At 67.2% G+C, this 22,093-nt stretch carries 22 protein-coding genes; 11 read left to right on the top strand and 11 right to left on the bottom strand.

All coding sequences use genetic code 11. The features are described 5' to 3' along the window. Positions 1-56 precede the first annotated feature (56 nt). Positions 57-1,316: a DUF819 family protein gene (locus BLT45_RS12790; protein WP_093300576.1), complete on the top strand. Its 1,260-nt coding sequence runs from the start codon at positions 57-59 to the stop codon at positions 1,314-1,316. 137 nt (positions 1,317-1,453) lie between these two features. Here BLT45_RS12790 and BLT45_RS12785 read toward each other — a convergent pair whose 3' ends face one another. From BLT45_RS12785 to BLT45_RS12740, 10 genes are all read right to left on the bottom strand, one after another. Continuing rightward, positions 1,454-1,678, bottom strand: a complete 225-nt coding sequence (locus tag BLT45_RS12785) for a YbdD/YjiX family protein (protein ID WP_093300573.1) — start codon at positions 1,676-1,678, stop codon at positions 1,454-1,456. Positions 1,679-1,681: 3 nt separating this feature from the next. Continuing rightward, entirely contained in the window at positions 1,682-3,769 is a 2,088-nt protein-coding gene (locus BLT45_RS12780) for a carbon starvation CstA family protein (RefSeq protein ID WP_093300571.1), read from the bottom strand. Between the two features lie 112 nt (positions 3,770-3,881). After that, complete coding sequence (gene corA, locus BLT45_RS12775) at positions 3,882-4,895, bottom strand: magnesium/cobalt transporter CorA (RefSeq protein WP_093300568.1); 1,014 nt, start codon at positions 4,893-4,895, stop codon at positions 3,882-3,884. Between the two features lie 137 nt (positions 4,896-5,032). Beyond that, positions 5,033-7,054, bottom strand: a complete 2,022-nt coding sequence (locus BLT45_RS12770) for a glycoside hydrolase family 97 protein (protein WP_175455843.1) — start codon at positions 7,052-7,054, stop codon at positions 5,033-5,035. Positions 7,055-7,099: 45 nt separating this feature from the next. After that, the gene (locus tag BLT45_RS12765; protein ID WP_093300562.1) at positions 7,100-8,278 is read right to left on the bottom strand and encodes a lipoprotein N-acyltransferase Lnb domain-containing protein; all 1,179 of its coding nucleotides are present in this window, start codon (positions 8,276-8,278) and stop codon (positions 7,100-7,102) included. After that, positions 8,271-9,146, bottom strand: coding sequence for an HlyC/CorC family transporter (locus BLT45_RS12760; RefSeq protein ID WP_093300559.1), 876 nt, complete (start codon positions 9,144-9,146; stop codon positions 8,271-8,273). The genes BLT45_RS12765 and BLT45_RS12760 overlap by 8 nt, the downstream gene beginning before the upstream one ends. Before the next feature lie 70 nt (positions 9,147-9,216). Further along, a complete protein-coding gene (locus BLT45_RS12755; RefSeq protein WP_093300557.1) occupies positions 9,217-9,786 on the bottom strand; it encodes a hypothetical protein in 570 nt (189 codons plus the stop codon). 2 nt (positions 9,787-9,788) lie between these two features. After that, positions 9,789-10,277 (bottom strand): rRNA maturation RNase YbeY, encoded by a 489-nt coding sequence (ybeY, locus tag BLT45_RS12750; protein ID WP_093300554.1) that lies wholly within the window; start codon positions 10,275-10,277, stop codon positions 9,789-9,791. Positions 10,278-10,301: 24 nt separating this feature from the next. Continuing rightward, positions 10,302-11,285: a PhoH family protein gene (locus tag BLT45_RS12745; protein ID WP_093300551.1), complete on the bottom strand. Its 984-nt coding sequence runs from the start codon at positions 11,283-11,285 to the stop codon at positions 10,302-10,304. A gap of 27 nt (positions 11,286-11,312) precedes the next feature. Further along, positions 11,313-11,606 (bottom strand): hypothetical protein, encoded by a 294-nt coding sequence (locus BLT45_RS12740; protein WP_093300548.1) that lies wholly within the window; start codon positions 11,604-11,606, stop codon positions 11,313-11,315. A 152-nt stretch (positions 11,607-11,758) separates the two neighbouring features. Between BLT45_RS12740 and BLT45_RS12735 the strand changes: the two genes are divergently transcribed. The 5 genes from BLT45_RS12735 to BLT45_RS12715 are packed head-to-tail and all read left to right on the top strand — an operon-like array spanning position 11,759 to position 15,905. Next, complete coding sequence (locus tag BLT45_RS12735) at positions 11,759-12,466, top strand: TetR/AcrR family transcriptional regulator (protein ID WP_093300545.1); 708 nt, start codon at positions 11,759-11,761, stop codon at positions 12,464-12,466. Beyond that, positions 12,456-13,415, top strand: a complete 960-nt coding sequence (locus BLT45_RS12730; protein ID WP_093300541.1) for an HlyD family secretion protein — start codon at positions 12,456-12,458, stop codon at positions 13,413-13,415. Before BLT45_RS12735 ends, BLT45_RS12730 begins: the two co-directional genes overlap by 11 nt. A gap of 13 nt (positions 13,416-13,428) precedes the next feature. After that, a complete protein-coding gene (locus tag BLT45_RS12725; RefSeq protein ID WP_093302027.1) occupies positions 13,429-14,355 on the top strand; it encodes an ABC transporter ATP-binding protein in 927 nt (308 codons plus the stop codon). Further along, positions 14,352-15,437, top strand: coding sequence for an ABC transporter permease (locus BLT45_RS12720; protein ID WP_093300537.1), 1,086 nt, complete (start codon positions 14,352-14,354; stop codon positions 15,435-15,437). Before BLT45_RS12725 ends, BLT45_RS12720 begins: the two co-directional genes overlap by 4 nt. Positions 15,438-15,473: 36 nt before the next feature. Then, entirely contained in the window at positions 15,474-15,905 is a 432-nt protein-coding gene (locus tag BLT45_RS12715; protein ID WP_093300534.1) for a hypothetical protein, read from the top strand. Positions 15,906-15,915: 10 nt separating this feature from the next. On the opposite strand, the gene miaB is transcribed toward BLT45_RS12715, so the two are convergent. Continuing rightward, positions 15,916-17,352, bottom strand: a complete 1,437-nt coding sequence (gene miaB / locus BLT45_RS12710; RefSeq protein ID WP_093300531.1) for a tRNA (N6-isopentenyl adenosine(37)-C2)-methylthiotransferase MiaB — start codon at positions 17,350-17,352, stop codon at positions 15,916-15,918. 226 nt (positions 17,353-17,578) lie between these two features. Between miaB and BLT45_RS12705 the strand changes: the two genes are divergently transcribed. The 5 genes from BLT45_RS12705 (at position 17,579) to BLT45_RS12685 (ending at position 22,076) form a co-directional block, all read left to right on the top strand. Beyond that, positions 17,579-18,475: a lytic transglycosylase domain-containing protein gene (locus BLT45_RS12705; protein WP_093300528.1), complete on the top strand. Its 897-nt coding sequence runs from the start codon at positions 17,579-17,581 to the stop codon at positions 18,473-18,475. 165 nt (positions 18,476-18,640) lie between these two features. Next, complete coding sequence (petA, locus tag BLT45_RS12700) at positions 18,641-19,252, top strand: ubiquinol-cytochrome c reductase iron-sulfur subunit (RefSeq protein ID WP_093300526.1); 612 nt, start codon at positions 18,641-18,643, stop codon at positions 19,250-19,252. Between the two features lie 3 nt (positions 19,253-19,255). Further along, entirely contained in the window at positions 19,256-20,521 is a 1,266-nt protein-coding gene (locus BLT45_RS12695) for a cytochrome b (protein ID WP_093300523.1), read from the top strand. After that, the gene (locus tag BLT45_RS12690; protein WP_093300520.1) at positions 20,514-21,260 is read left to right on the top strand and encodes a cytochrome c1; all 747 of its coding nucleotides are present in this window, start codon (positions 20,514-20,516) and stop codon (positions 21,258-21,260) included. The genes BLT45_RS12695 and BLT45_RS12690 overlap by 8 nt, the downstream gene beginning before the upstream one ends. Before the next feature lie 180 nt (positions 21,261-21,440). Continuing rightward, complete coding sequence (locus BLT45_RS12685) at positions 21,441-22,076, top strand: glutathione S-transferase N-terminal domain-containing protein (RefSeq protein WP_093300518.1); 636 nt, start codon at positions 21,441-21,443, stop codon at positions 22,074-22,076. The last annotated feature ends 17 nt before the right edge of the window (positions 22,077-22,093 follow it).

The following is a 22,093-nucleotide window of genomic DNA, read 5'->3' as shown; positions in this document are numbered from 1 at the left end:
CCGGAAAGGGCCGGTCATGCCGGCCCTTTTTCTTTGACTGAAGGAGAGATCCGCCGATGGCGATCGAAGCCACCGAACCATCCACTGCGCTGATCCAGAACGACATCGTCCTGTTCGGCCTCATCGCCGCCACGCTGGGCGTGGTGTTCTGGACCTCCTCGCGCGAGACGGGCTTCTTCAAGAAGTTCTACACCTACGTGCCGGCGCTGCTGCTGTGCTACTTCATCCCCGGCATCTACAACAGCATCGGCCTGATCGACGGTGGCGCGAGCAAGCTCTACAACCCGGTGGCGAGCCGCGTACTGCTGCCCGCCGCGCTGGTACTGCTGACGCTGACCATCGACCTGAAGGGTGTGCTGAAGCTCGGGCCGAAGCTGCTGGTGATGTATGCCGCCGCGTCGATCAGCGTGATGATCGGCGCGTTCGTCGCCTTCGGCGTGATGCAGGCCGTGCATCCCGAGACCGTGGCCGGCGATACCTGGGGCGGCATGGCCGCGCTGGCCGGCAGCTGGATCGGTGGCGGCGCCAACATGGTGGCGATGAAGGAAGTCTTCCAGGTCGACGAGACCACGTTCGGCCAGTTCGTTGTCGTCGACGTGGCCGTGGGTTATGTCTGGATGGCCGTGCTGATCTTCCTGGCCAATCGCGCGAAGGCCATCGATGCACATACGGGTGCGGACACGGGGGCTATCGAGGAACTCAAGGAGCGCCTGGCGTCTTACCAGAAGCAGCATGAGCGGGTCACCACGTTGACGGACCTGATGGTCATCCTCGCGATCGCCTTCGGCACCGTTGGCGCCGCGCATGCCATCGCCGGTCCGGCGTCGTCCTGGTTCGGCGGCTTCGCATGGGCGAAGCAGGTGAGCCTGCACGAGCCGTTCGTCTGGGTGGTCGTGCTGTCCACCCTGGTGGGACTGGGTCTGAGCCTGACCCGCGTACGCGCCCTGGACGGCGCCGGTGCGTCGAAGATCGGGGCCCTGTTCCTGTACATCCTGATCGCGTGCATCGGCATGCAGATGGACATCGGCTCGCTGGCCGACAAGCCGTGGCTGCTCGGGCTCGGGGTGATCTGGATCCTGGTCCACATCGTGCTGCTGGCGGTGCTGGGCAAGCTGCTGCGCGTGCCGTTTTTCTACTTCGCCATGGGCTCGCAGAGCAACATCGGCGGACCGGCGTCCGCGCCCGTGGTCGCGTCGGTGTTTCATCCCTCGCTGGCGCCTGTCGGCGCATTGCTCGGTGCATTGGGTTACGCGACGGGCACGGTGGCCGCGTACGCGGTGGGCGTGGGCCTGCGTGCGATGGCGGGGCAGGGTTGATATGGACTCCACTGCAGGAGCGGCGTAAGTCGCGACCGGAAACATCAACGTCGCGACTTACGTCGCTCCTACAAGGGAGCAATGAAAAAGGGCGAAGCCACTGGCTTCGCCCTTTCTTGTTTGCTTGCCGGAATCGATCAACAACAGCGGAACCCGCTCCTGCCGCCGAACCGGGCTTCCTGGCGCTCCCGGAAGAACGTCTTGTAGTCCATCGGCTCGCGGTCCGGGTGTTTCTCGAGCACGTGCCGCACGTAGTTGTCGTAGTCCGGAATGCCGCAACACAGACGCGCGGTCTGCACCAGCCTTCGCCACACACGCTTGTGCGCGGCGAAGTGCGAGATCGGAACGAGTTCCGTGCCCATGGCTTACAGCCAGGCCTTCTGCTGCTCGTCGGTCAGCGCGACATACGGCGATTCGCGATCGGTGCGTTCGCTGCTGGCACGGGCCTTCAGGATCGCCCTGATGGCGTACACCAGCACGCTGAACACCACGAACAGGAACAGGACGGTCAGGCCGGTATTGACGTAGCTGTTGATCACGACCTGGTGCATCTGGCCCATGCTCTTGGCGGCGCCGAGCAGCTGGCCGTCGGCGATGGATGCCTGGTACTTCTTTGCCTGGGCGACGAAACCGACCGCCGGGTTGCTGTCGAAGATCTTGATCAGGCCCGCGTACGTAGTGCAGATCAGCAGCCAGATCGCCGGGACGACGGTGACCCATGCGTAGCGGTCGCGTTTCATCTTGAACAGCACCACCGTGCACAGCATCAGCGCGATACCGGCCAGCATCTGGTTGGCGATGCCGAACAGTGGCCACAAGGTGTTGATGCCGCCCAGTGGATCGACCACGCCCTGGTAGAGGAAGTAGCCCCACAGTGCGACGCAGCCGGCGGTGCCGATGACGTTGGCGCCCCAGGAGTCGGTCTTGCGCAGCGGCGGGATGAAGTTGCCCAACAGGTCCTGCAGCATGAAGCGGCCGGCACGCGTGCCCGCGTCCACCGCGGTCAGGATGAAGAGCGCTTCGAACAGGATGGCGAAGTGGTACCAGAACGCCATCATCGCGTCGCCGCCCGGCAGAGCGTCGTGCAGGATCACGGCGATACCCACGGCCAACGTCGGCGCGCCACCGGCGCGCGAGATGATCGTGCTTTCGCCGATGTTGTGCGCGGTCTGCGTCAGCATCTCCGGCGTCACCACGAAGCCCCAGCTGCTGACCTTCGCGGCCACGTCGACCGCGCTCGTACCGATGGCGGCGGCGGGGCTGTTCATGGCGAAGTACACGCCCGGCTCGATGATCGAGGCCGCGACCAGCGCCATGATGGCGACGAACGATTCCATCAGCATGCCGCCGTAGCCGATGTAGCGGGTGTGGGTCTCGTTGGCCAGCAGCTTGGGCGAGGTGCCCGAGCTGATCAGCGCATGGAAGCCCGAGACCGCACCGCAGGCGATGGTGATGAAGAGGAACGGGAACAGGCCGCCCTTCCACACCGGGCCGTCGCCGGTGCTGGCGAACTGGGTCAGCGCCGGCATCTTCAGCGAGGTCACTTCCGGGCTGGCGATGACGATGCCGATGGCCAGGGCGACGATTACGCCGATCTTGAGGAAGGTGGACAGGTAGTCGCGCGGCGCCAGCAGCAGCCACACGGGCAACACGGCGGCGACGAAACCGTAGCCGATCAGCATCCAGGTGATCTGGGTGCCGGTGAAGGTGAATGCCGGGCCCCAGGTGGGATGCGCGCCGACCTTGCCGCCGAACCAGATGGCCAGCAGCAGCAGGATGATGCCGACCACCGAGATCTCGCCGATCTTGCCGGGGCGGATGTAGCGCATGTAGATGCCCATGAAGATCGCGATGGGCATCGTGGCGATCACCGTGAACATGCCCCACGGGCTTTCCGCCAGCGCCTTCACCACGATCATCGCCAGCACCGCCAGGATGATGATCATGATCAGGAAGGCACCGAACAGCGCGATGGTGCCGGCCACCTGGCCCATTTCCTCGCGGACCAGGTCACCCAGCGAGCGGCCGTTGCGGCGGCTGGAGATGAACAGGACCATGAAGTCCTGCACCGCGCCGGCGAGCACGACACCGGCGATCAGCCAGAGCATGCCGGGCAGATAACCCATCTGCGCGGCGAGCACCGGGCCCACCAGCGGACCGGCGCCGGCAATGGCGGCGAAGTGGTGGCCGAACAACACGTGCTTGTTGGTGGGCACGTAGTCCAGGCCATCGTTGTTGATGTGCGCAGGCGTGGCCCGGGTCGGGTCCAGCCCCATCACGTTCTTGGCGATGTACAGGCTGTAGTAGCGGTACGCCACCAGGTAGATGGACACCGCCGCCACGACAATCCAGAGCGCGCTGATCTGCTCGCCCTGGCGCAGTGCGACGACGCCCAGACACCCCGCGCCGAGCAGCGCGAGCGCCGCCCAGCCGATCTTGGAAAAACCGTTCATTCCGGAACCCTCCGACAAGTCGGGACAAGGGTCACCCCATGCGGGAACCCGGTCAATCCGTAATGGCCGATTCAGCCTTCTACTTTGGTCGCAGTCCGGCGGTGTACGGAGGTCAGAGCCAGCGCGAGCGTTTGAACAGGCGGTACAGACCGAAGCAGGCGAGCGCCACGCCCGCGATCAGGATGGGATAGGCGAAGCGCCCGCCGAGCTCCGGCATGTGCTCGAAGTTCATGCCGTACCAACTGGTGATCAGCGTCGGCGCGGCGAGCAGCGCGGCCCACGCGCCGAGGCGCTTGACGATCTCGCCCTGGGCCAGCGTCACCAGCGACAGGTTCACGCTCAGCGCGGTCGTCAGCATTTCGCGCAAGGTGTCGGTGTACTCGTTGACGCGCAGCACGTGGTCCTGCACATCGCGGAAGTACAGCCGCACTTCCTCGGGGATCAGCGTGCTCTGCGAGCGGGTCAGCTGTGCCAGCACGTCCTGCAGGGGCGCCACCGCCAACCGCATCTGGGTCAGCTCGCGCTTCAGTTCGTACAGTTTCACTACCGTCACCCGCCGGTAGGTGTCGGCAAAGATGTCCTTCTCCAGCGTGTCCAGGGTCTGCTTGAACTGGTCGATGATCGGCCGATAGTTGTCGACGATGTAGTCCAGCACCGCATACAGCCCGTACGAGGGGCCCAACGGCAGCAGCTCGGGCTCGCGCTGCACGCGCTCGCGCACGGGCGCATACGACAGCGACGCGCCATGACGCACGGTCACCAGGTAGCGCGGGCCCAGGAAGGCATGGGTTTCGCCGAACTTGATGCGGTCGTCGACCACCTGCGCCGTGTGCACAGCCACGAACAGCGAATTGCCGTAGGCCTCCAACTTGGGGCGCTGATGCGCGTTCTGGGCGTCTTCGACGGCCAGGTCGTGCAGACAGAACTCTTCCTGCAGCTTCTCCAGGATGGTGTCCGCCGGCTCGTACAGGCCGACCCAGATGAAGCTGTCGTCGTCGACCGCGAGCACATCGCTGATCTCGTCGAGGCTGATGTCGCGCCGCTTGCCGCCCTGGTCGTAGACCACGCAGTTGATGACGCACTGGGGCAGGACGGGCTTCGAGGCGGCGGCGGCGACGTCATTCATGGCGTGAATCGTGCGCCAGAAGGCCCGCATCCGACAAGTCGGCTGCGGGTGTGGGAGCGACGTCAGTCGCGATGGCAGGTCCAGCGCATGGCGGATCCCGATTCGCGACTCACGTCGCTCCCACACCCAGGTTCACTTCACTGCGCCACGAAGCGGATCGCCTGCCCGCCGCCCGGTGCCAGCTTCAGGGTCAGCGTGTCGCCGCGAGTGACGGTGCGCGCTTCGATCACGATGTCCTGCGGCGCGGTCTTCCAGTTGGCCTTGTCACCGTCGCGGTAGATCTGCGCGGTGTAGCGGCGGCCCTCGTCGAGGAAGGACAGCGGCACGCTCAGCGTGCGCCCATCCTCGTCGGTCAGCGCACCGAGGTACCAGTTGGGACCACCACGCTCTTTGCGGGCGATCGTCACGTAATCGCCGACTTCGCCGTTCAGCACGCGCGTGTCTTCCCAGTCCACCGGCACGTCCTTGATGAACTGGAACGGCGCCGGGTTCTTCTCGTAGTTCTCCAGCAGATCGGCCGCCATCTGCAGCGGGCTGTAGATCACCACGTACAGCGAGAGCTGCTTGGCCCAGGTGGTCGCGATGCCGTCGGTGGAGCGCGTCTTCATGCCGAAGATGCCCGGGGTGTAGTCCATCGGACCGGCCAGCAGGCGGGTGAACACCAGGTTGGCTTCGTGCTCCGGCGGATTGCCGGGCTGGCCCCAGGCGCTGAACTCCATGCCACGCGCGCCTTCACGCGTGATCCAGTTCGGATAGGTGCGGCGTAGGCCGCTGTCCTTGATCGGCTCGTGCGGGTTTACGGCGATATGGCGCTTGGCCGCTTCGGTCACCACCTTCATGTGGTGGCGCGCCATGTCCTGGCCTTCATGCCAGGCGTAGTGGCGCTTGCCATCGGTGCCGGTGACCTTGGCCTGGCTGGCGTCGGCCACGTAGCCGGTCTTGACCGCAGGCACGCCGACGCGCTTGTACAGGTCGAAGGCGGCGTCGAGCTGCGACTCGTAGTGCGCCGCATTGCCCGACGTCTCGTGGTGGCCGATCAGCACCACGTTCTTCGAGCGGGCATAGCGGCTGAGCGCCTCAAGGTCGAAATCGGGATAGGACTGCGTGAAGCTGAAATCCTCGCCGTTGCCGAACCAGTCGCCGTCCCAGCCCACGTTCCAGCCTTCCACCAGCACGCCACCGAAACCATGCTTGGCGGCGAAATCGATGTGCTTGCGGACGTTCTCGTTGGTGGCACCGTGCTTCGGCCCGGAGGCCCAGCTCTTCAGCTCCAGGTGCATCTCCCACCACACGCCGACGTACTTCATCGGCTTCACCCACGACACGTCGCCGAGCGCATTGGGTTCGTTGAGGTTGAGGGTCAGGGCGGACATCGCCAGGCCGGCCGCGTCGTCGCTCAGCAGCAGCGTGCGCCAGGGCGTGTCGAACGGCGCCGCGCGCACCACCTTGCCTTCGCCGATGCCCGGCGTCAGGTCGGCCTTCAGGCGGCGGTCCTCGACGCGGGTCAGGTTCATGCCGCTGTAGTCGACCAGCGCGGCCTCATGGATCGACAGGTGGGTGCCGTCCGCGAACTTGAACGTGATCGGGGTCTGCGCATCGCCGACCTGCTGCACGGGGGTGCGGTGATAGAGGTATTCCTCGCGGTTCCATTCGCCGGCGGGAATCCACCAGGCGGTCGCGTCGCGCGCCAGCGAGAACTCGGTCAGTTCCTCGCCGATCTTCACCTGCTCCAGGCCGGCCTGCTTCGGAAACCGGTAGCGGAAGCCGACGCCGTCGTCGAACACGCGGAACACCACGTCGTAGCTGCGGAAGGGCTTGGCCTTTTCCTTCAGCGTGACCGTCAGTTCGTTGTAGTGGTTGCGGATGAAGCGGCGTTCGCCCCACGGCTGTTCCCAGGTTTCGTCGAAGGCGCGCGTGCGCGGCTGCACGATCTCGATGTTGCGCTCGAACTTCGGCGCGTCCAGCAGCAGGAAGCCCAGGCGCGACGGCGACAGCACCGGCTGGCCCTTGCGCGAGACGGCATACGAGGGGCGGCCGTCGTTATCGGTGGACAGCTCCACCACGATCGAGCCGTCGGGCGAGGCGACGCGCGGTCCCGGTGCCGCATGCGCGGCGGCGCTGGAGAGCAGGACGAAGAGCGGAATCAGGAAACGGGACATGCGACCCTCGCGATAAGCAGAGGGCCGCATCGTGCGTGGCGGGGCTCAGGGCGACAAGCGCCGGGGCATGAATACGTATGCAAGCGCCAGGTGGATCGGCAACAGCAGTGCAATCCAGGACTGGTTGTATTGCAGGCGCAACGGCAGCCAATGCAGGAACCATGCGACCAGCGCACCCACGGCGATGGCGCTCGCGAGCCAGCCGAACCAGGTCGGGGGGATGCGGCGGCGCAGCACGGCAATTGCGCCGGGGATCAGCAGCACGCACAGCGGATTGAACAGCAGCAGATTGCGGTTGGCCCACGCGGCCCAATGCTCGGTGAAGCCCCACAGGTAGACCAGCAGCGCACCGGCCACGAAGCAGACCAGCCAGAACGGCAACGCCAGTGCTGCGATCACGCGCGGCTGGCGGCGTCCCGTCCAAGCGACCAGCGCGGCGATGACCACGCCCGCGAGCAGCCAGGGCCACCAGCGGCGCGGTGTTTCCGCCGGCTCCGGCGCGATGCGGTGCGGCAGCAGCTGCATTTCCGATTGCACCAGCGGACGACCGGCGGCGTTCTTCGCCTCGCGCAGGCTGTCGGCCAGGCGCATCGGCACGTAGGCTTCCTCCCAGCGCGACATCGGCTTGTCCGCCGACGGCCCGAGGCCGACATCGAAGCCCAGCCACATCCAGGTCGCCGGCGAGGCCAGGCGCACGGCTTCGCTGCGGAAGGTGTTGCCGCGCGAACGTCCGGCCAACTGGGATTTCAACGTGCCGCCCAGCGCGGCATCGAGCGCGTCGCGCACCTGGGTGGAGCAGTTGGAGGTGAAGTAGTCGTAGCGGTAGCGCGCATTCTCGGGGCGCGCGCGCTCGGCCAGCGCGCCGGCCAGCGCCTGCGCCTGGGCCGGGGTGAGATCCAGCCACTGCAGCGAAACGCCGCGGCCGTTGTCGCGGTATTGCGCCAGGTCCTGCTCGAACGGCAGCGCGACCAGGTAATACATCATGTGGCCGCGGGCGAAGTTGCCGACGAAGTCGGCTTCCGACGGGTCGAAGAAGCCGAAGTTGTACGAGATCGCATCGCCATTGGCGGGGTCGACCACGACGATGGCGTTGTGGCCGAAGCGTTCGAAGAAGACGTCGCCCGGCTCCATCGTCGCCACGCCGATGCGCGGCGACGCCCAGGCCGCCGCGGCCAGCAGGCACAACACGCCCAGCAGCGCCAGGCGCGCGGCCAGGCTACGCATCCGCCAGCACTCCGACGTGGAACGCGTGTACGCGGCGCGCGTCCGCGCGCGCCACCCGGAATATGAAGCGACCCAGCGTCAGCTCTTCGCCGGTTTCGGGCAGGTGGCCGATCGCGGCCGTGACCAGGCCACCGACAGTGTCGTACTCGTCGTCCGGGAAGTCGGCGCCGAAACGCTCGTTGAAGTCGGAGATGGGCGTGAGCGCATCCACGACGAACTGGCCGTCGGCCTGCGCCGCGATCAGCGCGGCGCCGTCCTCGGCTTCGTCATGCTCGTCGTCGATCTCGCCGACGATCTGCTCCAGCACGTCCTCGATGGTCACCAGGCCGGCGACGCCGCCGTACTCGTCCACCACGATCGCCATGTGGTTGCGCGACAGGCGGAATTCCTTCAGCAGCAGGTTGAGCTTCTTCGACTCGGGGATCAGCACCGCGGGCCGCAGCAGTTCGCGCACGCTGCCGGGGCCGTTGTCGGCCACCACGCCGCGCAGCAGGTCCTTGGCCAGCAGGATGCCGAGGATCTCGTCCTTGTTCTCGCCATGCACCGGGAAACGCGAATGGCCGGATTCGACCACCTGCTTCATCAGGTCGAGGAAGCGGGCCTCGACGGGCAGCGACACCATCTGCGAGCGCGACACCATGACGTCGCCCACGGTGAGGTCGGCCACGTCGATCGCGCCTTCCATCATCTTCAAGGTGTCGCCGCCGATCAGGCCGTCGGACTGCGCATCGCGCAGGAGGGCCACCAGGTCTTCGCGTGTGCTGGGTTCGCCGGAGAACGCCGAACTGAGGCGGTCCAGCCAAGTGCGCCGTTTCTCCGAAGGTTTGTCGGAGCCATCCGGCGCGTGGGTACTGTCGTCTTCTGACATCTCGTGGGGGTGTGCGCCCGGCGGGGCGTGGCGGCCAGTCTAACCCGGTTGGGGCACGGGCGCAGGCCGCCTAGGCGCCTGCCGCCTGGGGTGGCGCGGCCGGGGCCTCGTCCTGGGGTTCTTCGGGCAGGTCCAGGCTGTAACTGCAGCCCACCAGGGTCTTGCCCGGGTGCGAGGCCACGTTGCTGACGTTCAACACGACGGATTCGATCAGTACCTTGCCGCTGTCCGCATCGCGCGTTTCCTCGCTGCGCAGTTCCTTGCCGAACATGGCTTTCGTGGGCGTGTCGATCGCGGTCTCGAGCGCGAGTTCCTTCGCCAGCGGACGCGGGTCGGGCAGGTCCAGGATCGCCATCACGCTGCCGCCCGTGAAGGCGATGCGGTCGGTGTCGTTCCCGAACACGCGGATAGGCGACGCCAACCGGTACTCGGTCATGAACATGTTCGCCTGCGGCAGCGGCTGCCAGCCCAGGGCGACCGCCTTCAGCGGATCCTCCAGCGCAGGCGCCAGCGCGGTGAGCCCGGCGATGTCGCCGCGGCATTCGATCAGCGAAGCGAGATCCGGGGTGGCGGCCTGCGCCTGCCCGGCGACGGAAAGGGCCAGCGCCACACAGGGCGCGAGCAACAGGGTGCGCGGCATGGTCAGTCTTCCGCGTAGGGGTCGTCGATGCCGAGGTCGGCCAGGATCTCGCGCTCGAGCTGTTCCATGCATTCGGCCTCCTTGTCGTCCTCGTGGTCCCAACCCAGCAGGTGCAGGGCGCCGTGCACGGTCATGTGCGCGTAGTGCGCGGCCAGCGGTTTCTTCTGCTCCCGCGCTTCGCGTGCGACGACCGGTGCGCAGATCACCAGGTCGCCGAGCAGCGGCATCTTCACGCCCTTGGGCAGCTTCACGCCTTCGGCCATCTCGGCCGGGAAACTCAGTACGTTGGTCGCGTAGTCACGGCCGCGGTAATGGCGGTTGAGCGCGCGGCCTTCCTTGCTGTCGACGATGCGGATCGCCAGGTCGGCCTCGCGGATGCGGCCCGCCAGCGCGGCCGCCACCCACTTGCGGAAACTGACCGCCGAGGGGATGCCGGCGCGCGGCAGCGCGTAGTTCACGGAGACTTCGAGGCGGACGGGGCCTTGGGTCATGGCGATCGCGGTCGACGGAGGGGATCAGGCAGGGCCGGTTTCGGCGTCCTTGCCATCGCGTGCATCGTAAGCCCGCACGATCTTCGCGACCAGCGGGTGGCGGACCACGTCGCGGCTGGTGAAGAAGGTGAACGAGATCCCGTCGACGTTGCGCAGTACCTCCAGCGCGTCCTTCAGGCCGGATTTCTGGTGCTTGGGCAGGTCGACCTGGGTCAGGTCGCCGGTGACGACCGCGGTGCTGCCGTAGCCGATGCGCGTGAGGAACATCTTCATCTGCTCGATGGTGGTGTTCTGCGCTTCGTCGAGGATGACGAACGCATCGTTGAGCGTGCGGCCGCGCATGTAGGCCAGCGGCGCGATCTCGATGACGTTCTTCTCCAGCAGCTTGACCACCTTCTCCACGCCGAGCATCTCGTAGAGCGCGTCGTACAGCGGGCGCAGGTAGGGGTCGACCTTCTGCGACAGGTCGCCGGGCAGGAAGCCGAGCTTCTCGCCGGCCTCCACCGCCGGGCGCACCAGGATGAGCCGCTGCACGCGCGACTCGTTCAGGGCTTCCACCGCGCTGGCCACGGCCAGGAACGTCTTGCCGGTGCCGGCGGGGCCGATGCCGAAATTGATGTCGTGGGTGGCGATGGCGTGCAGGTACTTGGCCTGGTTCGCGCCACGGCCGCGCACGGTGCCGCGCTTGACCTTGATGGCCACGTCCTGCGGCTCGTAGCCGTCGTCGGCCACGCGCTCCACGTTGGAGGTATTGAGGCGCAGGTGGATCGCCTCGCTGTCGAAAGTCTCGCCGGCGGCTTCCTCGTACAAGGCGTGCAGCAGCTTCTCGGTCGCCAAGACGGCCTTCTCCGGGCCGGTGACGCGGAAGACCGCGCCGCGGTTGGCGATCTCCACGCCCAGCCGCAGTTCGATCTGGCGGAGGTGGGCGTCGAAGGGACCGGCCAGGTTGGCCAGGCGTTCGGTGTTTTCGGGTTCGAGGGTGAATTCGCGCTTGCTGGAGTCAGTCATGAGGCAGGGGATCGATCGGTCCGGGGGCTAGTGGCGCGTCTGGTCGTCGGCGTCGTCGACCGGCCACTGGTTGAAGACGTAGACCTCGTCCTCGACGAGGGCCTGGTCGAAGTGGTCGGCGTTGGGGGCGTGGTCGCGGTCGATCTCGACCGGTTCGTCCTCCACCGCGACGACCACCCACCCCTGTTCGCGGATGAACTCGGACGCACGCCGCATGGGGTCATCGGCGAATCCGGGCTTCTGGTAGCAGGTGACGTACGCACCGCCGGCCTCGATGAAGTCCGGGCTGTCGGCGCGGGGCCGGGCTTCCAGCGTGAACACCCACAGGCGGGGGCTATCCGAAGAAATGGCGGCGATCCTGGCAAACGCAAGGCGGGCGCGCAGGGTAGCGCGACCACCCGGGACCGGCCATCTGCCCGCCGTTCGTCGGAACGGGGTTGAAATTTAATTAATCAATAAATTAAATAAGCGCCATGACGACGAAGACACCCCCTGGCCGACCCCGCACGAACGCGGACACCACGGCCCCCGTACCCCGCAAGCGCACCCGGGGCCGCCGCCCCACCGCCGAGACCGCCGACCTGCGCGCCACCCTGCTGGACGCGGCGCTGGCCTGTTTCGTCCGCCGGGGCATCGCGGCCACCTCGCTGCGCGACATCGCCACCGAAGCCGGGGTGACGCCGGCGCTCGTGCATTACTACTTCGGCGACAAGGCGCAGTTGCAGGAAGCCGTGGTGGCCGAGCGGCTGCTGCCGGTGGTGGCGCAGATGCGCGCACCCGTGATGCAGGCCGGTGGCGGCGACATCGCGGCGCTGGTCGCCGGCTTCGTGCACGGGATCGGCGCGGTGGTCACCCAGCATCCGTGGCTGCCCACGCTGTGGGTGCGTGAGATCCTCTGCGAGGGGGGCGCGCTGCGCGACATGATGATCAGCCAGGTGGGGCCGCTGCTGCCGAAGATGATGGCGGGCCGCTTCGCCGCCGCGCAGCAGGCCGGGCAGCTCAATCCCGACCTCGATCCGCGCCTGCTGATGGTCTCGCTGATCGGGCTGACCATGTTCCCGATGGCCAGTGCGCCGATCTGGCGCCAGCTGTTCGGCGCCGACGATATCGACTTCAACGACCTGCGCCGGCACACGCTGGTGCTGCTGGACCGTGGACTGGAGCTGGACCATGCGAAATGAACTGCCACGCGCCGCGCTCGCGGCCGCGATCCTCATGCTGGCGGGCTGCGCCGCCGACACGCCCGATGCGCTGGGCACGCTGGAATGGGACCGGGTGACGCTGCCGTCGCCGGTCGCCGAAAAGATCGTGCGGATCGACGTGCGCGAAGGGCAGCAGGTGGCGGCCGGCGCGCCACTGCTGCAACTGGAACTGACCCGCACCCAGTCGCAGCTGGCGGCCGCGCAGGCGCAGGCGACGCAGAGCCGCGAGGCGCTGGCGGAACTGCGTGCCGGTCCACGCAACGAAGCCATCGCGCAGGCGCGCGCCAGCCTTGCCGCCGCCCAGGCGCAGGTCCGCGATGCCGATGCCTACTACGCGCGCCTGCAACCGTTGGGTCGCCAGCGCCTGGTGGCCGCCTCCGAAGTGGATCGCGCGCGCGCCGCGTCGCAGAGCGCGCAGGCGCAGGTCCGGGTGGCCCAGGCGGCGTTGCTGGAACTGGAGCACGGCACGCGCGTCGAGCAGGTCGCTCAGGGCGAGGCGGCGGTCGCCTCGGCGGACGCGCAGGCGCGCGTGCAGGCGGTGTCGCTGGAGAAGCTCAACATCACCGCGCCACGCGCGGGCCGCATCGACAGCCTGCCGTACAAGCTCGGCGACCAGGCGCCGGTCGGCGCGCCGCTGGCGGTGATGCTGGTGGGCGAGGCGCCCTATGCGCGCGTCTACCTGCCGCAGGCGCTGCGCAACCGCCTGAAGGTCGGCGACACCGTGCAGGTGCGCCTGGATGGGCAGGAGAAGACGTACGCCGGCCGGGTGCGCATGATCCGCAGCGAACCCAGCTTCACCCCCTATTTCGCGCTGACCGGGCAGGACGCCGAGCGGCTGAGTTACCTCGCGGAGATAAGCCTGGGCAAGGACGCTGCCGATCTGCCGGTGGGTGCGCCGCTGCAGGTGGTGTCCGATGACGACGAATGATCCCGGCCTCGCCATCCGCGTCCGCGGCCTGACCAAGCGCTTCGATGCGCTGGCGGCAGTGAACGATGTCGACCTCGATGTGCCGCGGCGGAACGTCTATGGGTTTCTCGGACCCAACGGCTCCGGCAAGTCGACCACCATCCGCATGCTGTGCGGACTGCTGACGCCGACCGCGGGCGACATCGAGGTGCTGGGCCTGCGCATCCCCGAGCAGGCCGAGCAGCTGCGCACCCGCATCGGCTACATGACCCAGAAATTCTCGCTGTTCGAGGACCTCACCGTGCGCGAGAACCTGGAATTCCTCGCTGCCGTGCAGGACATCCCGCGCGCGCAAGCGCGGCGACGGATCGACGAACTGGTCGAGCAGTACCACTTCCAGGACCGGCAGAAGCAGCTCGCGGGCACGATGAGCGGCGGGCAGAAACAACGCCTCGCGCTTGCAGGCGCGGTGATCCATGCGCCGGAACTGCTGTTCCTCGACGAGCCGACCAGTGCGGTCGATCCGGAGTCGCGCCGCGATTTCTGGGAAAAGCTGTTCGAACTCGCCGACGCGGGCACCACGCTGCTGGTGTCCACCCACTACATGGACGAAGCCGAGCGCTGCCACCGCATCGCCATCCTCGACCGCGGCGTGCTGGTGGCCGACGGCACGCCCGATGCGCTGACCGGCGAACTCGCCGGCCGCACCCTGGTCGTGGAGGCCCGTGAGCCCCGGCAGGCGCAGAAGGTGCTGGTGGGCCTGCCGGGCGTGCTCAGCGTGGCGCAGATCGGCAACGTGCTGCGCGTGCTCCTGGCCGAAAACGGCCAGGCCACGGATCGGGTGGCGCAGGGCCTGCGCGCGGCGGGCATCGACGCGGACGTGTCCGCCGCACCGGCCAATCTGGAGGACGTCTTCGTCTCCGCCACGCGCGGGCAACCGGCACGCGAGGAGGCCGCATGAAGCTCCGTCGACTGATGGCCGTGATGGTGAAGGAGCTGCGGCAGATGCGGCGCGACCGCATCACCCTGGCGATGATCGTCGGCATCCCGGTGATGCAGCTGCTGCTGTTCGGCTACGCGATCAACACCAACCTGCGCGACCTGTCCGCCGGCATCGCCGACCAGTCGCGCACCGCGGCCTCGCGCGCGCTGGTGATGGATATCGTCGCCACCGGCGTGGTCAAGCCGACGCAGGAAGCCGCCACGCCGCAGGAACTGGTCCAGGCGATGCGTCGCGGCGAGATCAGCATCGGCGTGGTCATCCCGCCGGACTACGAGCGTCGTCGCGCCGAGGGACGCGAAGCCATGCAGATCTTCGTCGACGGCAGCGACAACGCGGTGCAGAGCGCCGCCGCGCAGCTGGCGCAAATGCCGCTGGAGGGCAGCAGCAGCCCGCTGGCTTCGCGCACCATCAGCGTGGTCGGCTTCTACAACCCGCAACGACGCTCCGCCGTGAACATCGTACCGGGACTGATCGGCGTGATCCTGACGATGACGATGGTGCTGTTCACCGGCGTGGCCATCGTGCGCGAGCGCGAACGCGGCAACATGGAACTGTTGATCGCGACGCCGGTGAGCAGCGCCGAGTTGATGATCGGCAAGGTGCTGCCCTACGTGGCCATCGGCCTGGTGCAGACGACGGTGGTGCTCGCGCTGGGCATGTGGCTGTTCAACGTGCCGCTCGGCGGCAGCCTGCTGCATGTCTACATCGCCGCCTGCCTGCTGATCGTGGCCAACCTGACGCTGGGCCTGCTGATCTCGACCCGCGCGCAATCGCAGTTCCAGGCCATGCAGATGACGTTCTTCATCTTCCTGCCCTCGATCCTGCTGTCGGGCTTCATGTTCCCGTTCGCCGGCATGCCGAAGGTGGTGCAGTGGATCGCCGAGGCGCTGCCGCTGACCCACTTCCTGCGCCTGATCCGCGGCGTGATGCTGCGCGGCGCCAGCCTGTGGGAGCTATGGCCCGACGTGCTGGCCCTGCTGGCCTTCACCACGGTGATGATGACGGCGGCGATCCTGCGCTTCCGCAAGCGGCTGGACTGATAGGCTGGCGCTTCATCCGGGACGGGAGGGCAGGCGATGGACGAAGCAGCGATCGGCGCCGTGGTGGATGCCATGTACGCCATGATCTCGGGCCCGGCGGGTCCGCGCGACTGGTCGACGCAGGACGATGTCTTCCATCCGGACTGCCGACAGATCCGCACCGGCGTGGATGCGCAGGGCACGCCGTGGCGCATGTCGTTCTCGCTGGAGGAATACCGCGCCAACGCCGACGCGCTGTTGGCGGAGATGGATTTCTTCGAGGTCGAGATCGGGCGTGAAGTGCGCGTGTTCGGCAACATCGCCCACGTCTGGAGCGCTTACGAGGCACGGCACGCGCTCGGCGACGCGGTGCCGGAGCGGCGCGGCATCAACAGCATCCAGCTCTACAAGGGCACGGAGGGCTGGAAGATCATCCACATGATCTGGGACAACGAGCGCGACGGCGTGCCGCTGCCCGCCGTCGGCTGAAACGGCGCCGTCAGTCGGTGCCGGCGATGCGTCCGCGCAGCGAGTTGGTCAGCGCCTCGGTGATGACGACATCCACGAACTGGCCGACCAGGCGCGGGTGGCCGGCGAAGTTCACCGACCGCATGTTCTCGGTCTTGCCGGTCAGCTGGTTCGGGTCCTTCTTCGATGGGCCTTCCACCAGCACCGACTGCACCGTGCCGACCATGCGCTGCGAGATGCCGGCCGCGTAGGCGTTGATGTGCTGCTGCAGGCGCTCCAGGCGCGCGTGCTTGACGGCGTCGGAGGTGTCGTCTTCCAGGTCCGCGGCGGGCGTACCCGGGCGACGCGAGTAGATGAAGCTGAAGCTCTGGTCGAAGCCGACGTCCTCGAGCAGCTTCATCGTCTTCTCGAAGTCGGCGTCGGTCTCGCCGGGGAAGCCGACGATGAAGTCCGAGCTGATCGAGATGTCCGGCCGCACCGCACGCAGCTTGCGGATCTTCTGCTTGAACTCGAGCGCGGTGTAGCCGCGCTTCATCGCCGACAGCACGCGATCGCTGCCCGCCTGCACCGGCAGGTGCAGGAAGTTGGCCAGTTGCGGCACGTCGCGATAGGCGTCCACCAGCGAGTCGCTGAACTCCAGCGGGTGCGAGGTGGTGAAGCGGATGCGGCCGATGCCATCGATCTCGGCGATGGTGCGGATCAGCAGGCCCAGGTCGGCCACTTCGCCGTCGCCGTAAGGACCGCGATAGGCGTTGACGTTCTGGCCCAGCAGGTTGATCTCGCGCACGCCCTGCGCGGCCAGCTGCGCCACTTCCACCAGCACGTCCTCGAACGGCCGGCTGACCTCGGTGCCGCGGGTGTAGGGCACCACGCAGAACGAGCAGTATTTCGAGCAGCCTTCCATGATCGACACGAACGCCGAGGGCCCTTCGGCGCGCGGCTCGGGCATGCGGTCGAACTTTTCGATCTCGGGGAAGCTGATGTCGACTTGCGGCCTGTTCTGCTCGCGGCGGGCGCGGATCAGCTCCGGCAGGCGATGCAGGGTCTGCGGGCCGAACACCAGGTCGACGTAGGGCGCGCGCTTGACGATCGCCTCGCCTTCCTGGGAGGCGACGCAGCCGCCGACGCCGATGATGACGTCGCGGCCCCCGGCCTTCAGTGCCTTCCACCGGCCGAGCTGGCTGAAGACCTTCTCCTGCGCCTTCTCGCGGATGGAGCAGGTGTTGACCAGCACCACGTCGGCTTCTTCCGGGTTGTCGGTCAGCTCGAGGCCGTCGGACGCGGCGAGCACGTCGGCCATCTTGGCCGAGTCGTACTCGTTCATCTGGCACCCGTGGGTCTTGATGTACAGCTTCCCGCGGACCTCCTCGGGCGCACGCGGGCGGCCGATGGGCAAGGGAACGAGGGCGGGGTCGGTCACGGCAGGGCCGGCCGTGGTCGGCAGTTCGGGGGCTAGCGTCCCGGTCATGGCGCTTAATCCAGGCGGGTAGGGGCGGGCAGGCCGCGTAGTTTACGCGCCCGGGCACGGCCAGGGCGGCCGGAACCCGCGCCGGATGGCGTTGATAGCGGGTAACAGGCCATCCCTGGCCGCCGTGCCGCCGGCTGTTGGAACTCGGACCGGCCGCACAGATTGGAGGAAACCTTTGTTGGACAAGGACTTGGCAACCGCTGGCGAATTGGGGACACTGCGCGGCATGAGGGGGACTCTGACGCTTCTGGCCATGCTGGCCGCGTTGACCGCACTGCCGGCCAGCGCGGGCACGCTGTACAAGTGCACCGGCGCTGACGGTGTGCCGAACTACGTCAGCAAGCGCGTCAGTGGCGCCAGCTGCGAAGTGATCAGCCGCTACACCCCGGATCGCAGCCGCCCGGCACAGGTCGCCACGGTATCGCGTCCGGCCACGCCGCCGCCCGCGGTGGGCGCCGCCGTCACGCCCGCGTTGTCCGATACCGCCAGTGCCGTGGTCCCGGCCTCGGCACCGCCTGCGGCCGCACCGGCCACCGGCCCGCGCCGCGTGGTCAGCGGACAGGTCTACTCCTACATCAAGGACGGCGTGCGCCACTACACCAGCACGCGCCCGCGCGGCGGCACCCAGGTCGCCAGCCTGCGCACCATCAAGTACAGCTACATCGAGACCTGCTTCGCCTGCGGCAACCCGAGCGTGGATTTCGGCCGCCTGCGCCTGAACACCGGCGCCTACCAGGCCGAGATCGCGGCCGCCGCGCGCGAGTTCGGCGTGGAAGAGTCGGTGATCCGCGCGATCATGCATGCCGAGTCCTCGTACAACCCGCTGGCCCTGTCCCATGCCGGCGCACAGGGACTGATGCAACTGATGCCCGCCACCGCCCGCCGGTTCGGCGTGACCGACAGCTACAACGCCGGCCAGAACATCCGCGGCGGCACCCAGTACCTGGCGTGGCTGCTGAAGCGCTTCAACGGCAACCTCACCCTGGCCGCCGCCGGCTACAACGCCGGCGAGGGCGCCGTGGACCGTCACGGTGGCGTGCCGCCGTACAAGGAAACCCAGCGCTATGTGGAGCGCGTGGCCGTCCTGGCCGACCGCTACCGCCAGGCCGTCGCCGCGCGCTGAGCGTTCCCGGCGCGCCGATGCGCGCGCAACTCCTTGATTTCAAGGCAGCCGTTGTCGGCCGATTAAGCCTTCCGTTACACTTTGCCGTCTTTTGCGGCCCGCACCGGTGTTGGGGTGCGGCCTTGGCAGCCTTTTTAGCTACCTGATTGTTTTGCGGAGTGCCGGATGGCCATCGATGGGGTCAATGGGCCTGTGAATACGGGCCGACGCCGGTTCCTGACTGCGACCACCGCTGTGGTGGGTGCAGTGGGTGCCGGTATTGCAGCTGTACCGTTTATCAAGTCGTGGAATCCGAGCGCCCGGGCCAAGCTGGCCGGTGCCCCGGTGACCGCCGATATCAGCGGCCTGCAGGAAGGCCAGCGCCTGATCCTGGAATGGCGCGGCCAGCCGATCTGGATCGTGAAGCGCTCCAAGGCGATCCTGGACGCGCTGCCGACGCTGGATGCCAACCTGCGCGATCCGCAGTCGGCCAACAAGGACCAGCAGCCGACCTACATCACGGGCGAGACGCGCTCGCTGAAGCCGGAGATCTCCGTGCTGGTCGGCCTGTGCACCCACCTGGGCTGCTCGCCGGAAATGGCCGCCGAGATCAAGCCTGAGCCGTACGATCCGAACTGGAAGGGCGGCTACTTCTGCCCCTGCCACAAGTCGCGCTTCGACATGGCCGGCCGCGTGTTCCAGGGCGTCCCGGCGCCCACCAACCTCGTGGTGCCGCCGCATTACTACGAGAACGACACGACGATCATCGTCGGCGTCGACCCGAAGGGGGGCGCATAAGCCATGGCGAACATCTTCACCCGTACCGCTGATGGCCTGATGGACTGGTTCAATGCGCGCGCGCCGGGCTTCATGCCCGTGTACCGCAAGCACATGAGCGAGTACTACGCGCCCAAGAACTTCAACATCTGGTACATCTTCGGCGTCCTGTCGATCGTGGTGCTGGTCAACCAGATCCTGACCGGCATCTTCCTGACGATGCACTTCAAGCCGAGCGCGGCGGAAGCCTTCGCGTCGGTCGAGTACATCATGCGCGACGTGGAGTGGGGCTGGCTGATCCGCTACATGCACAGCACCGGCGCCTCGCTGTTCTTCATCGTCGTCTACATCCACATGTTCCGCGGCCTGATGTACGGCTCGTACCAGAAGCCGCGCGAGCTGGTGTGGATCCTGGGCATGCTGATCTACCTTGTGCTGATGGCCGAAGCCTTCCTGGGCTACGTGCTGCCGTGGGGCCAGATGTCGTTCTGGGGCGCCAAGGTGATCATCTCGCTGTTCGGCGCGATCCCGGTGATCGGCAACGGCCTGACCGAGTGGATCATGGGCGACTACCTGCCCAGCGACGCCACCCTGAACCGCTTCTTCGCCCTGCACGTGATCGCGCTGCCGCTGGTGCTGCTGCTGCTGGTCGTGCTGCACATCTTCGCCCTGCACGAAGTCGGCTCGAACAACCCCGACGGCGTGGAGATCAAGAAGGGACCGAAGGGCAACCGCTGGTCGCCGACCGCGCCCACCGACGGCATTCCGTTCCATCCGTACTACACGGTCAAGGACGGCTTCTACGTCGGCGGCTTCCTGATCCTGGCGGCGTTCATCGTGTTCTTCGCGCCCGCGATGGGCGGCTGGTTCCTGGAGCACGACAACTTCACCGAGGCCAACCGCCTGGTGACGCCGGAGCACATCAAGCCGGTTTGGTACTACACGCCCTTCTACGCGATGTTGCGCGTGGTGCCGCACAAGCTGAGCGGCGTGCTGGTGATGTTCGGCGCCATCGCGATCCTGTTCGCGGTGCCGTGGCTGGACCGCGGCAAGGTGAAGTCGATCCGCTACCGCGGCCTGGCGTTCAAGATCGCGCTGGCCATCTTCGCCGTCAGCTTCGTCTGGCTGGGCAAGATCGGCGCGGGCCCGGGCACCGATCCCGTCGAGACCATCATCGGCCGCGTGCTGACGGTGCTCTACTTCGGCTATTTCATCTTCCTGTGGGTTTACACCTTCTTCGGATTCGAGAAGACCAAGCCGGTGCCGGCGCGGGTGACGACGCATGACTAAGACTTTCGCCTCTCGCCTAGCTGTGTTCGCCAGCGGGTTGCTGATCTCGTTTTCCGCGTTCGCCGCCGGCGGCGGCGCCAAGCTCCAGGCCGGCAACGACCTGGGCGACCGCGCCTCGCTGCAGCGCGGTGCGCAGCTGTACATGAACTACTGTGCGGGCTGCCATTCGCTGAAGTACATGCGTTATTCGCGCATGGCCGAGGACCTGGGCCTGACCGAAGACGAGGTGATGAACAACCTCAACTTCACCGGCGCCAAGTTCGGCGAGCAGATCCAGGTGTCGATGCCGCACGATCCGGCCACGAAGTGGTTCGGCAAGATGCCGCCGGACCTGAGCGTCATTTCGCGCGTGCGCGGCAGCGACTGGATCTACACCTACCTCAAGTCGTTCTACCTCGACGAATCGCGCCCGCTGGGCTGGAACAACAAGCTGTTCCCGAACGCCTCCATGCCGAACCCGCTGTGGGAACTGCAGGGTCTGCAGCACGCGGAGTTCGGCGCGCCCGATCCGGTGACGGGCGAGCGCCACGTCGAGAGCCTCAAGGTGACGCAGGCCGGTCGCCAGAGCGCGCAGCAGTTCGACCAGACCGCGCGCGACATCACCAACTTCCTGGAGTATGTCGGCGAGCCGGCGGCCCTGAAGCGCCAGAGCATGGGCGTGTGGGTGATCCTGTTCCTGGCAGCGCTGACGTTCCTGGCCTACCTCCTCAAGGAGGAGTACTGGAAGGACGTCCACTAAGGGCGCCGCATCTGCCGCCACGACGCGGGCACGCGCCCGCGTCGTAGACGGAGCCGGCCGGGCATGGGGTTGCTTGGCTTTTTCCGGCGGGGATTGCACACTCAGGGACCGGGGCGACCTTCGGCAAGGGGCCGGTGGCGTCGGTGCGATCGGCGGATTCCGGTCGTCGGAGAGCCGTGAATGGCTGCGAGTCCACGTATGCGCAATACACTGACGTTGTTTTCCTCCACCGATGATGTGCTCTGCCATCGCGTGCGGCTGGTGCTCGCCGCGAAGGGCGTGAGCTACGACCTGGTGCCGGTGGATCCGCAGAACCCGCCCGAAGACCTCATCGACCTCAATCCCTACCATTCCGTGCCCACCCTGGTGGAGCGCGATCTGGTGCTGTACGCCGCCTCGGTGGTCAGCGAGTACCTGGACGAACGCTATCCCCATCCGCCGCTGATGCCGGTGGATCCGCTTTCCCGCGCTCGCCTGCGCCTGGCCATGCTGCGCATCGAGCACGACTGGGTGCCGCAGGTGCAGGCGATCCAGCTGGGCAACAAGCAGCAGGCCGAGGCCGGCCGCAAGCGCCTGAAGGAACTGCTGACCGCTTCGGTACCGCTGTTCAAGGCGAGCAAGTTCTTCCTCAATCCCGAGATGAGCCTGGCCGACTGCGCGATGGCCCCGATCATCTGGCGCCTGCCCTCGCTGGACGTGCCGCTGCCGAAGGACGGCAAGGCCATCGAGGACTACGGCAATCGCATCTTCCGCAACCCCGGCTTCATCCGCAGCCTGACGGACGCCGAGAAGAAGCTCCGCGAGATTCCGACCTAGCCGGCATCCGCACGGCC

Source organism: Pseudoxanthomonas sp. CF385 (genome assembly GCF_900104255.1).
In the GTDB taxonomy this organism is placed as follows: domain Bacteria; phylum Pseudomonadota; class Gammaproteobacteria; order Xanthomonadales; family Xanthomonadaceae; genus Pseudoxanthomonas_A.
The sequence above is the reverse complement of the archived record's forward strand: the minus strand, read 5'-3'. Positions and strand labels throughout refer to the sequence as shown.

Excerpts from the sequence above, each read along its gene's own strand:
- BLT45_RS12790 (WP_093300576.1), top strand. The coding sequence starts at position 57 with ATGGCGATCGAAGCCACCGAACCATCCACTGCGCTGATCCAGAACGAC.
- BLT45_RS12785 (WP_093300573.1), bottom strand. The coding sequence starts at position 1,678 with ATGGGCACGGAACTCGTTCCGATCTCGCACTTCGCCGCGCACAAGCGT.
- BLT45_RS12780 (WP_093300571.1), bottom strand. The coding sequence starts at position 3,769 with ATGAACGGTTTTTCCAAGATCGGCTGGGCGGCGCTCGCGCTGCTCGGC.
- corA (WP_093300568.1), bottom strand. The coding sequence starts at position 4,895 with ATGAATGACGTCGCCGCCGCCGCCTCGAAGCCCGTCCTGCCCCAGTGC.
- BLT45_RS12770 (WP_175455843.1), bottom strand. The coding sequence starts at position 7,054 with ATGTCCCGTTTCCTGATTCCGCTCTTCGTCCTGCTCTCCAGCGCCGCC.
- BLT45_RS12765 (WP_093300562.1), bottom strand. The coding sequence starts at position 8,278 with ATGCGTAGCCTGGCCGCGCGCCTGGCGCTGCTGGGCGTGTTGTGCCTG.
- BLT45_RS12760 (WP_093300559.1), bottom strand. The coding sequence starts at position 9,146 with ATGTCAGAAGACGACAGTACCCACGCGCCGGATGGCTCCGACAAACCT.
- BLT45_RS12755 (WP_093300557.1), bottom strand. The coding sequence starts at position 9,786 with ATGCCGCGCACCCTGTTGCTCGCGCCCTGTGTGGCGCTGGCCCTTTCC.
- ybeY (WP_093300554.1), bottom strand. The coding sequence starts at position 10,277 with ATGACCCAAGGCCCCGTCCGCCTCGAAGTCTCCGTGAACTACGCGCTG.
- BLT45_RS12745 (WP_093300551.1), bottom strand. The coding sequence starts at position 11,285 with ATGACTGACTCCAGCAAGCGCGAATTCACCCTCGAACCCGAAAACACC.
- BLT45_RS12735 (WP_093300545.1), top strand. The coding sequence starts at position 11,759 with ATGACGACGAAGACACCCCCTGGCCGACCCCGCACGAACGCGGACACC.
- BLT45_RS12730 (WP_093300541.1), top strand. The coding sequence starts at position 12,456 with ATGCGAAATGAACTGCCACGCGCCGCGCTCGCGGCCGCGATCCTCATG.
- BLT45_RS12720 (WP_093300537.1), top strand. The coding sequence starts at position 14,352 with ATGAAGCTCCGTCGACTGATGGCCGTGATGGTGAAGGAGCTGCGGCAG.
- BLT45_RS12715 (WP_093300534.1), top strand. The coding sequence starts at position 15,474 with ATGGACGAAGCAGCGATCGGCGCCGTGGTGGATGCCATGTACGCCATG.
- miaB (WP_093300531.1), bottom strand. The coding sequence starts at position 17,352 with ATGACCGGGACGCTAGCCCCCGAACTGCCGACCACGGCCGGCCCTGCC.
- BLT45_RS12705 (WP_093300528.1), top strand. The coding sequence starts at position 17,579 with ATGAGGGGGACTCTGACGCTTCTGGCCATGCTGGCCGCGTTGACCGCA.
- petA (WP_093300526.1), top strand. The coding sequence starts at position 18,641 with ATGGCCATCGATGGGGTCAATGGGCCTGTGAATACGGGCCGACGCCGG.
- BLT45_RS12695 (WP_093300523.1), top strand. The coding sequence starts at position 19,256 with ATGGCGAACATCTTCACCCGTACCGCTGATGGCCTGATGGACTGGTTC.
- BLT45_RS12690 (WP_093300520.1), top strand. The coding sequence starts at position 20,514 with ATGACTAAGACTTTCGCCTCTCGCCTAGCTGTGTTCGCCAGCGGGTTG.
- BLT45_RS12685 (WP_093300518.1), top strand. The coding sequence starts at position 21,441 with ATGGCTGCGAGTCCACGTATGCGCAATACACTGACGTTGTTTTCCTCC.